This window comes from Kitasatospora sp. NPDC032757 (assembly GCF_055579305.1).
The window spans coordinates 24759-35273 of sequence record NZ_JBVINN010000063.1 but is presented as its reverse complement, the minus strand read 5'-3'; the positions used below and the strand labels follow the sequence as shown (position 1 = coordinate 35273).

The 10515-nt window shown below is 72.3% G+C and carries 10 protein-coding genes; 5 read left to right on the top strand and 5 right to left on the bottom strand.

What is annotated here, in order from left to right; translation table 11 throughout:
- Window positions 1-184: 184 nt before the first annotated feature.
- The 4 genes from ACZ5WK_RS38175 to ACZ5WK_RS38160 form a co-directional block, all read right to left on the bottom strand.
- On the bottom strand, window positions 185-1489 hold the full coding sequence (locus ACZ5WK_RS38175) for a glycoside hydrolase family 18 protein (RefSeq protein ID WP_465554816.1): 1305 nt from the start codon (window positions 1487-1489) through the stop codon (window positions 185-187).
- Between the two features lie 147 nt (window positions 1490-1636).
- Entirely contained in the window at window positions 1637-4282 is a 2646-nt protein-coding gene (gene acnA / locus ACZ5WK_RS38170; protein ID WP_465554814.1) for an aconitate hydratase AcnA, read from the bottom strand.
- Window positions 4283-4534: 252 nt separating this feature from the next.
- Window positions 4535-4711, bottom strand: coding sequence for a hypothetical protein (locus tag ACZ5WK_RS38165; RefSeq protein ID WP_396323150.1), 177 nt, complete (start codon window positions 4709-4711; stop codon window positions 4535-4537).
- A gap of 137 nt (window positions 4712-4848) precedes the next feature.
- Entirely contained in the window at window positions 4849-5880 is a 1032-nt protein-coding gene (locus ACZ5WK_RS38160; protein ID WP_465554811.1) for a hypothetical protein, read from the bottom strand.
- Between the two features lie 30 nt (window positions 5881-5910).
- On the opposite strand from ACZ5WK_RS38160, the gene ACZ5WK_RS38155 reads away from it, so the two are divergent.
- The 5 genes from ACZ5WK_RS38155 to ACZ5WK_RS38135 all read left to right on the top strand — a co-directional run bounded on the left by ACZ5WK_RS38155 (window position 5911) and on the right by ACZ5WK_RS38135 (window position 9285).
- Window positions 5911-6270 carry a hypothetical protein gene (locus tag ACZ5WK_RS38155; RefSeq protein ID WP_465554809.1) on the top strand — a complete coding sequence of 120 codons (360 nt, stop codon included), beginning with the start codon at window positions 5911-5913 and terminating at the stop codon, window positions 6268-6270.
- A gap of 179 nt (window positions 6271-6449) precedes the next feature.
- A complete protein-coding gene (locus ACZ5WK_RS38150; RefSeq protein ID WP_465554807.1) occupies window positions 6450-6950 on the top strand; it encodes a SigE family RNA polymerase sigma factor in 501 nt (166 codons plus the stop codon).
- Window positions 6951-7038: 88 nt separating this feature from the next.
- On the top strand, window positions 7039-8079 hold the full coding sequence (locus ACZ5WK_RS38145; protein ID WP_465554805.1) for a hypothetical protein: 1041 nt from the start codon (window positions 7039-7041) through the stop codon (window positions 8077-8079).
- Between the two features lie 69 nt (window positions 8080-8148).
- Entirely contained in the window at window positions 8149-8565 is a 417-nt protein-coding gene (locus ACZ5WK_RS38140) for a type II toxin-antitoxin system VapC family toxin (RefSeq protein ID WP_465554803.1), read from the top strand.
- Window positions 8566-8706: 141 nt separating this feature from the next.
- Window positions 8707-9285, top strand: a complete 579-nt coding sequence (locus tag ACZ5WK_RS38135) for a superoxide dismutase family protein (protein WP_465554801.1) — start codon at window positions 8707-8709, stop codon at window positions 9283-9285.
- Window positions 9286-9412: 127 nt separating this feature from the next.
- Here ACZ5WK_RS38135 and argF read toward each other — a convergent pair whose 3' ends face one another.
- Window positions 9413-10414, bottom strand: coding sequence for an ornithine carbamoyltransferase (gene argF, locus ACZ5WK_RS38130; RefSeq protein WP_465554799.1), 1002 nt, complete (start codon window positions 10412-10414; stop codon window positions 9413-9415).
- Between the last annotated feature and the right edge of the window lie 101 nt (window positions 10415-10515).

Here is a 10515-nt window from a genome sequence, read left to right as displayed (position 1 = left end):
TCCTCCCCCCCCCCCCCCCCCCCCCCCCCCCCCCCCCCCCCCCCCCCCCACCCCTTCCCCCCCCCCCCCCCCCCCCCCCCCCCCCCCCCCCCGGCCGTTTCTCCGGCCCGCGTTCCTTCGGCGTGCACGCCTGCGGTGGGTGCGCCTTCAGCAGTGCACGCGCCTGCGGTGTGTGCGCCTGAAGTCAGCCGCGCTGGAGGCCGCGGTCGATGGCGGCGACCATCGTGCCCTTGGCGTCGTCGCCGTCCAGCGCCCAGACCATCACGCCGCCCAGGTCGTTCCACCGGGCGTAGCGGGCCTTCTGGGTGACCACCTCGGGGGTGTCGTAGCTCCAGAAGGTGGTGCCGTCGTACTTCCAGCTCGCGCCGTGGTCGCGGTCGGTGTGGACCGTGCCGGGCTGCGCGGCGACCTCCTTGTAGGTGAGGTCGGCGGTCGCGGCGCCGGCCGGCTGGTACAGGCCGTTCCGGTCGCCGGCCGGCACGCCCGTCCAGCCGTGGGCGTAGAAGGGCACGCCGAGCACGAGCTGCTCGGAGGGCAGGCCGCGCTCGATGTAGTGCCCGACGGCCGTGTCCGCGCTGCGCCGGCGCGGCTCCGGGTCGGTCGGGTCGGAGTAGAGGTTGGCGTGGTGGTTGGTCGGGCCCTTGCCCTCCCACGGACCGTGCAGGTCGTAGGTCATCAGGTTGAGGAAGTCGACCGAGCGGGACAGCTGCGGCAGCTCCAGCCGGTCCGCGACGGTCTCGTTGGCGGCCACGGCCGCGGTCAGCAGGTAGTGCGGGCCCCTGCGGCCGCTCAGCTGGTCCAGCTGGCGGCGGAACTCCTGCATCAGCAGGGTGTAGTTGCGGCCGTCCTCGGGGCGCACGACGTTGCCGGCGTCACCGCCGCCGCCCGGGTACTCCCAGTCGATGTCGATGCCGTCGAAGACGCCCGCGCCCGCGCCGGTGCCGCCCTCGGAGGAGCCGGCGAGCTTCGGCAGGTTGCCCTTGATGTACAGGTCGATGCAGGAGGAGACGAACTTCCGGCGGGAGGCGTCGGTGGCGGCCGCGTCCGAGAAGTACTTGGACCAGCTCCAGCCGCCGAGTGAGATGACCGCCTTCAGCTGCGGGTTCCTCGCCTTGAGCTTGCGCAGCTGGTTGAAGTTGCCCTTGAGCTTCTGGTCGGCGGTGTCGGCCACTCCGTCCACCGACCGCTCGGCGCCGTACGGGCGCTGGTAGTCGCTCAGGGCGTCGCCCAGGCCGGCGTCGTTGGTCTCGAAGCAGGTGCCGTCGGCGGAGACGTTGCCGAAGGCGTAGTTGATGACGGTGAGCTTTCCGGCCTGGCCGGACTCCTGCACCCGCTTCGCGGAGCTGTCGGCGCCCCACTGGGTGAAGTAGCCGACCCGCTGCCCCTTCAGCTTCGGACCGTGGCCGTGGTCGTGGGCGGACGCCGCGGGGGCGGCGATCGCGGAGGCCACCGTGACGGCGGCGAGGAGGGCGGCGGTACGAGTGAGCATGCGCATACGAGAAGACCCGTGGCTTTCTCTGAGTCAGCATCAAGTGGTCTGGACCAAGCTGAGACAGAGGTTTAGTCCATTTGGTCTGGACATACAAGAGGCCGGACCGCGTGGACGCGGTCCGGCCTCTTGGCGCTACTGCTCGGCTCAGCCGATCAGGCTGCGCAGCACGTACTGCAGGATGCCGCCGTTGCGGTAGTAGTCCGCCTCACCGGGGGTGTCGATGCGCACGACCGCGTCGAACTCGACATCGCCGGCCTTGACCTTGACGGTCGCCGGGGTGCGGCCCTCGTTGAGCTCGGTCACGCCGGTGAAGGAGAAGGTCTCCTCGCCGGTCAGGCCGAGGGACTCGGCGTTCTGGCCCTCCGGGAACTGCAGCGGAAGGACGCCCATGCCGATCAGGTTCGAGCGGTGGATGCGCTCGTAGGACTCGGCGATGACGGCCTTGACGCCCAGCAGCGCGGTGCCCTTGGCGGCCCAGTCGCGGGACGAGCCGGAGCCGTACTCCTTGCCGGCCAGGACGACCAGCGGGATGCCGGCGGCCTGGTAGTTCTGCGAGGCGTCGTAGATGAACGACACCGGCGCGTCGGCCTGGGTGAAGTCGCGGGTGTAGCCGCCCTCGGTGCCCGGCGCGATCTGGTTGCGCAGGCGGATGTTGGCGAAGGTGCCGCGGATCATCACCTCGTGGTTGCCACGGCGCGAACCGTACGAGTTGAAGTCGCGCTTCTCGACACCGTTGGCGGTCAGGTACTGAGCCGCCGGGGTGCCCGGCTTGATGTTGCCGGCCGGGGAGATGTGGTCGGTGGTGACCGAGTCGCCCAGCTTGGCCAGGACGCGGGCGCCGGCGATGTCGGTCACCGGGCTCGGGGTCTTGGCCATGCCCTCGAAGTACGGGGGCTTGCGGACGTAGGTGGACTCGGCGTCCCACTCGAAGGTGTTGCCGGTCGGGACCGGGAGCGACTGCCAGCGGTGGTCACCGGCGAAGACGTCCTGGTAGCCCTTGTCGAACATGGCCTCGTCGATGGAGCCGGCGACGACGTCGGCGACCTCCTTCTCCGACGGCCAGATGTCGGCGAGGAAGACGTCGTTGCCGTCGGCGTCCTGGCCCAGGGCGTCCTTGGTGATGTCGACGTTCATGTTGCCGGCGAGGGCGTAGGCGACCACCAGCGGCGGGGAGGCCAGGTAGTTCATCTTGACGTCGGGGTTGATCCGGCCCTCGAAGTTGCGGTTGCCGGAGAGCACCGAGACGACGGCCAGGTCGGCCTCGTTGACGGCGGCCGAGACCTCCTCGGGCAGCGGGCCCGAGTTGCCGATGCAGGTGACGCAGCCGTAGCCGACCAGGTTGAAGCCCAGCTTCTCCATGTACGGGAGCAGGCCGGCCTTCTCGTAGTAGTCCATGACGACCTTGGAGCCCGGCGCCAGGGTGGTCTTGACCCAGGGCTTGACGTGCAGGCCCTTCTCCACGGCCTTCTTCGCCAGCAGGGCGGCGCCCAGCATGACGGAGGGGTTGGAGGTGTTGGTGCAGGAGGTGATCGAGGCGATCACGACCGCGCCGTTGTCGATCTGGTAGCTCGAACCGTCGGGGGCGGTGACGGTGGTCGGCTTCGAGGCCTCGGCCGAGTAGGTCGGCAGCGCCTCGGCGAACCTCTCGGCGGCCTCGGCCAGGATCACGCGGTCCTGCGGGCGCTTCGGGCCGGAGATCGACGGGACGACGGTGGAGACGTCCAGCTCGAGGTACTCGGAGTAGACCGGCTCGACCGACGGGTCGTGCCAGAGGCCCTGCTCCTTGGCGTACGCCTCGACCAGGGCGAGCTGCTGCGCGTCGCGGCCGGTGAGCTTCAGGTAGGTGATGGTCTCGGCGTCGATCGGGAAGATCGCACAGGTCGAGCCGAACTCCGGCGACATGTTGCCGATGGTGGCGCGGTTGGCCAGCGGGATCGCGGTGACGCCCTCGCCGTAGAACTCGACGAACTTGCCGACCACACCGTGCTTGCGCAGCATCTCGGTGATGGTGAGCACCAGGTCGGTGGCGGTGGTACCGGCCGGCAGCTGGCCGTTGAGCTTGAAGCCGACCACGCGCGGGATCAGCATGGAGACCGGCTGGCCCAGCATCGCGGCCTCGGCCTCGATGCCGCCGACGCCCCAGCCCAGCACGCCCAGGCCGTTGACCATGGTGGTGTGCGAGTCGGTACCGACGCAGGTGTCCGGGTAGGCCTGGCCGCCACGGACCATGACCGTGCGGGCCAGGTGCTCGATGTTGACCTGGTGGACGATGCCGGTGCCCGGCGGGACGACCTTGAACTCGTCGAACGCGGTCTGGCCCCAGCGCAGGAACTGGTAGCGCTCCTTGTTGCGGCCGTACTCGATCTCGACGTTCTGGACGAAGGCGTCCGGGGTGCCGAACTTGTCGGCGATGACGGAGTGGTCGATGACCAGCTCGGCCGGGGCCAGCGGGTTGATCTTGGCCGGGTCGCCGCCCAGCTCCTTGACGGCCTCACGCATGGTGGCGAGGTCGACCACGCACGGCACACCGGTGAAGTCCTGCATGATCACGCGGGCCGGGGTGAACTGGATCTCCTGGCTGGGCTGCGCGGTGGCGTCCCAGCTGCCGAGGGCGCGGATGTGGTCGGCGGTGATGTTCGCGCCGTCCTCCGTGCGGAGCAGGTTCTCCAGCAGCACCTTGAGGCTGTACGGCAGCCGCTCGGAACCCTCGACGGCGGAGAGCTTGAAGATCTCGTACGACTCGTCGCCCACCTGCAGCGAGCTGCGGGCGTCGAAGCTGTTCGCGGACACGACTGACTCCTTCTAGGTGCTTCGTGCGGTACCCGGCCGCACGGTGGTAAGGTCAGCCTTACTTAGGCTTACCTTGCCCGCACCGCCGGTGAGCGCCTCTCGGCAAGTATCTTGATGTCGAGATATATCGTAAGGGGCAGTTATCTCGATGTCGAGATAAACCATAGTGCATGGCGCTGCGGACACCACCGCAGGCATGCCCCTCAGGACTGTCCTACCGCGTGTGACCGGCCCCGCGCTCGTCGGGGGGTCTCACTCCCCGCCGGGACCGCGCTTCTTGCGCTCCAGCCGGATCAGCCAGACGGCCCCCGCCACCACGGCGGCGGCCACCAGCAGCACGGCGATCAGACTGCCGTCGGAGCCGCTGGGCTCGGGGGCGATGTCGGCCAGCAGGGCGGTGGTGCCCGCAGTGATGGATGCGGTGGTCATCGGGTCTCCTCGGTCGGGTCGGGTCGGGTCGGGTCGGGGTCGGGTCGGCGTCGCGGTCGGTGCTGTCGGGGTCGGTGGTGTCGGGGTCGGGGTCGGTGCTGCCGGCGTCAGCTCCGCCGGCGGCGGGTCCGCCGGCGTCAGGTCTGCCCGGTCGGTGGGGCGGGCGGCTCGGCCCGGGTGGCCCCCAGACCGAGAACGAGCATCAGCAGCACCGGGAACTCCAGGTAGGCGTGGTAGCTGGCCAGCGCCGCGTACAGCGTCCGGCCCTGCGCGTAGTCCGACGCGAACAGCACCGCCAGCAGGCCGCCCGCCACCGCGCCCAGCAGCCAGGCCCGCGCGCCGCGCAGCGCCGGCAGCCGCTGCTCGAACGCCCCGGTCGCGTCCGGCGCGTACCTCGGCAGGAACCAGACCCAGACCACGTAGTGCATCGACTGGAGGAAGGCGAAGACCGCCAGGAAGCGAAGCCCCACCCCGGGCGTCAGCCACCCCGGCGGGGTGTACGCCACCGTCAGCTTCGCCGTCCAGCCCGAGCCGGCCCCCGGCGACAGCCAGCCGTCCAGCGCCCCGGCCAGCAGCAGCACCGGCACCAGCACCACCCAGCCGCACTGCAGCGCCAGGAACGCCGCCCGGCCCCGCACCAGCCGGCGCGACCACTCCCACAGGAACAGCAGCGGCACCACGTTGTGCAGATGCGCCAGCACCACGAAGTGGTACGCCGGGAACGCCAGCGAACCGGCCGTCGCCACCGCCAGCACCGCCCCGCTCCCGGCCAGCAGCAGCGGACGGCGGCGCAGCGCGAACCAGCAGGCCGCGGCCAGCAGCCCGTAAGCCAGCAGGATCTCCGCGTCCTGGGCGACCGGGTGCGGCACCAGCGAGGGAGGCACCAGGCGGCAGAACACGATGCCGGTCACCAGGACCAGCAGCAGCCGCAGCAACGGCCCGGCCAGCACGGCGGCGAACCGGCCGGCCACATAGCGCAGCTCCAGCACGTTGTGCAGCACCCCGAACGTGGCCAGGCCGAGCACCGCCAGCCCCGCCGGCGCGCGCAGCGCCAAGGCCAGCGCCAGCACCGCCGTCAGGGCGAACCCGGCCAGCGGCGCGGCTCCCAGCCGGACGGCCGGGCCGGCGACGGTCCGCGCGGCCGTCCCCTCCACGGTGGCGATGGCCACGCTCCCCCTCCTCGTGGCACGATCCGCGCCGTGCCCTATCCCCTGGCCCTCGCCCTCACCCTGCTGGTCGAGGTACCGCTGTACACCGCCGCCCTCACCCGGGCCGGCGGTGTCCGCCCGTCCCGTGCGGTGGCGGCCGCCGTCCTGGTCAACCTGGCGACGCACCCGCTGCTCTGGTGGTCCCTGAGCCACGGCTCCTGGTCCACCGGATCCGCCGCAGCGTACTGGACGGCCTTCGGGCTGGGCGAAGCCGCGGTCTGCGCGGTCGAGGCGGCGCTGCTGCGGCCGCTCGCCGGGCTGAGCCTGCGCGGGCCGCTGCCCTGGGCGGCCGCCGGGACGGCCAACGCGGCCTCGGTGCTGGCGGGGCTGCTCGTCGCCGCGGCGTCGTAGGCCGCGGGTCCCTCCTCGCGGGCCGTGGGCCGACCCCCCGCGGCGTCGTAGGCCGCGGCTTTCTCCTCGGGGGCCGTAACGCGGCCGGCCGGCTCGGGCGTCTAACCGTGAGCAGGCGGCGAACAGCCACGACGAGACGGTTTTCGGGGGCAGCGGTGATCGGTAAGGCGCGACGGGCCGTGGAGTCCGCGGAGTTCGAGACCTTCGCCTACAGCCGGGGGCACCACCTCTTCCGGACCGCCCTGCTGCTCTGCGGCGACTGGCACCTCGCCGAGGACCTCACCCAGGTCACCCTCGCCAAGCTCTACGCCGCCTGGTCCAAGGTCCGCCGCGCGGAGAACCAGGACGCCTACGCCCGCAGCGTGCTCGTCCGCAGCCACCTCTCCCACCGGCGGCTGCGGCGCAGCGGCGAACAGCCGGCGCTCGGCGACCTTCCCGAGGGCATCGCCCCCGAGGGCGACCCGGCCCTGCGGGTCACCCTGCTCGCCGCCCTGGCCGAACTGCCGCCCCGGGACCGGGCCGTGCTCGTCCTGCGCTACTGGGAGGACCGCAGCGTCGAGGAGACCGCGGCCGAACTCGGCGTCAGCGCGGGCGCGGTGCGCAGCCAGGCGCTGCGCGCCCTCGGCCGGCTGCGCGCCGTCCTGAAGGCGCAGGGTTCGGAGCAGCCGGCCGCGTTCTGACGGGCCGCCGGACCGTCTGCCGGCCGCCTGCCGTGCGCGACGTCACGAAGCATTTCGACACCACTCTCAGCTGGAAGGAACCAGGAGCATGGACGAGCTGGAATCCGACGGCCGACGGCTGTCCGCCACCTTCGACCGGGCGATGCGCGGCGTCGGCCCCGAGCTGGGAACGCTGGTCGCCGGCGCCGCCGAGCGCGGACGGTCGATCCGACGCCGCCACCGGGGCGCGGTGACCGGTGCGGTCGCCGCCGTCACCGTGCTGGCCGTCGGCGGCGCGCTCGCCCTGCAGCCGGGCGGCGGCCCCCGTGCCGCCGCCGGGCCGGCGAGCGGGACCGCATCGCCGTCCGCCGCTGCCGCCACCGCGTCACCCTCACCGACCGCCGTCCCGACCACCACCAGGAAGCCCCGCCCCACCTCCACCAGGGACCCGCAGGCCGACGACGGCCCGGAGAAGCGGTACCCCGGTAACGGAGCCAACGCCGGCAGGGTCGCCCTCACCGGCCACGCGGCCGTCCTGGCCGTGGTCGAGGGCCTGCCGAAGGGCGGTACGACCGGCGGCTACGCCGGCTACCACGGTCCGGTGGGCTGGAAGGGACCGGAGACGGTCGACGTGCTGTCCGCGGGCACGCTCAGCTACGACGACGGCAAGGGCCCGGTCCAGGTGGACGTCAAGTTCGAGGGCGGGCTGGGCGCGCTGTTCCGCCCCGGGTCCAACCCGCCCGGGCCCGGGCGCGACCCGTACACCATCGGTTACGACGACCGCTACACCTGCGAGAAGGTCAACGTCTCCCGGCAGTACAGCCACTGCGAGGTGGGAAAGCTCCCCGACGGCAGCACGCTGATGCTGACCGAGCGCTCCGACGACGGCTTCCGCTCCCGCACCGCCGACCTGCTGCGCAAGGACGACAACCGGATCACCCTGACCGTCTTCTCCGGCGGCGTCCTCGGTGACCCGCGGGAGCTGCCGCTGAGCCTGGAGCAGCTGAAGGCCGCGGTGACCGGCCAGGGCCTCCAGGAGTGGATAACGCCGGAGCGGGCCGACCAGGCGGACCGGGCGATCCGGCCGTTCCACGACGACACCCCCGGACGCGACGCGCCCGACCCCACCGCCTCGGCCACCGTCGGCTGAGCCGGTCGCGGCCGGCCCGGGTACGGTGGCCGGTGAGCTGACACGCTGGGACAGGCCGGGGGCCGACTGATGATCGTGGTGGACGCGTCCGCACTGGTGCTCGCGCTGGCCGACGAGGGCGAGCGCGGGGCCGCAGCCCGGGCCGAACTCGACACGGGCGGCGAGTGGGTGGCCCCCGAGCACATCGTCATCGAGGTGATGCAGTCGCTGCGCGGCCTCTACCTGGCCAAGGAACTGACCGCCGAACGGGTCGGCGAACTCGCCGCGCAGCTGCCCGGGTTGGCCATCCGCAAGGTCGAGGTGGCACCGCTGCTCGGCCGGATCTGGGAGCTGAAGGACAACCTCACCCCGGACGACGCCGCGTACGTCGCGGTCGCCGAGCAGTACGGGGTGCCGCTGGTCACGGCGGACCTGCGGCTGATGCGGGCGAGCGGGCCACGCTGCGAGATCCGGGGGATCCAGGGGGCCCACCGCCGGACGGGGTGACCAGGTCCACGCGGGGTGGGCCCGGCAAGGGCATCGGGCGGAGGGGTGTCCGACAGGAGCCATCGGGGCCGAGGGGTGTCCGTCCGGGCCCGGCGGCGTTGAGCAGGGCGTCCGCCGCACCGCCTCGGAAGGCCCCTGCCGATGTCCGCTCCGTTCGCCGCCACCGCCCTGATCCCGCTCGCCCTGCTGGCCTCCGCCTCCGTACCGGCGTCGGCCGCTCCGGCCCCGCCCGGCACACCGGCCGCTCCGGTCTCGGTCGTGGACGCCGACTTCGACCCGGCGACGGCATTCGTCCCGCCGGCCGCGATCAGTCACGCGCCCGACCTCGTCCCGTACGGCTCGCACGTCCGGGTGGTGGTCGACCGCACGGTGCCCGGCCGGACGGTGCTGACGCTGACCGCGGCCGGGCTCGCCGCCGACCACGCGTTCCCGGCGCACCTGCACACCGGCTCCTGCGGGGCCGACCCGGCCGCCTCCGGCCCGCACTACCAGGACGCCGTGGACCCGGTCCGGCCGTCCACCGACCCCGCGTACGTCAACGACCGCAACGAGCTGCGGCTGACGCTGCGCACCGACCACCGGGGCGACGGCTCCACGGCCACTGCGGTGGCCTGGCAGCCACGGCCGGGCAAGGCCCGCTCACTGGTGCTGCACGCGGGCGGCCCGGCCGGTCCGCACGCGGCGGGCGACCGGGCCGCCTGTGTGAACCTGGCGCCGTGACGAGCCCTTGCTGGACGGGGCCTGGGTTCGGGCCGGGCCTGGGGTCCGGACAAGGCCTGCGGTCCGGACAGGGCCTGGGGTCCGGACAGGGCCTGGGGTCCGGACAGAGCCTCGGCGCTGGCAGGGCCTAAGCGCCGAGGGTCGCGACCAGCACGGCCTTGATGGTGTGCAGGCGGTTCTCCGCCTGGTCGAAGACGACGGAGTGCGCCGACTCGAAGAGCTCGTCGGTGCACTCCAGCTCGCTCATCCCGGTCTCCTCGTACATCTGCCGCCCGACCACCGTGCCGAGGTCGTGGAAGGCGGGCAGACAGTGCAGGAACTTCACGTCCGGGTTTCCGGTGGCCCGGACGGTGTCCATCGACACCTGGTACGGCTTGAGCAGCGCGATCCGCTCGGCCCAGACCTCCTTGGGCTCGCCCATGGAGACCCACACGTCGGTGTAGAGGAAGTCGGCGCCGGCCACGCCCGCGTCCACGTCCTCGGTCAGGGTGATCCGGGCACCGGTGGTCCCGGCCAACTCCTGCGCCGCCTTCTGCACCTCCTCGGCGGGCCAGAGCGCGCGCGGCGCGACGATCCGGATGTCCATGCCGAGCAGGGCGCCGGTGATCAGCAGCGAGTTGCCCATGTTGGAGCGGGCGTCGCCGAGGTAGGCGAGGGCCACCTCGGTGAGCGGCTTGGCGGTGTGCTCCCGGACGGTCAGCACATCGGCGAGCATCTGGGTGGGGTGCCACTCGTCGGTCAGGCCGTTCCAGACCGGGACACCGGCGTACTCGGCCAGCTCCTCGACGATCTCCTGGCCGTGGCCCCGGTACTCGATGCCGTCGAACATCCGGCCGAGCACCCGGGCGGTGTCCTTGATCGACTCCTTGTGGCCGATCTGCGAGCCGGCAGGGTCCAGGTAGGTCGTGGTGGCGCCCTGGTCGTGGGCGGCGACCTCGAAGGCGCAGCGTGTCCGGGTGGAGGTCTTCTCGAAGATCAGCGCGATGTTCTTGCCGCGCAGCCGGGGCTGCTCGGTGCCCGCGTACTTCGCCGCCTTGAGCTGGGCGGCGAGGTCCACCAGGAAGCGGAACTCCTGGGGCGTGAAGTCGAGCTCCTTGAGGAAGTGCCTGTTCCGGAGGTTGAACGCCATGCCGGGCTCCTGGGGTGACGGGGCGGGAAACGGGAACGGCAATTGTATACGACACTCGGAATTTATATGCAAAGCCTTCCGAGGGCACCGGCGGCCGAGGG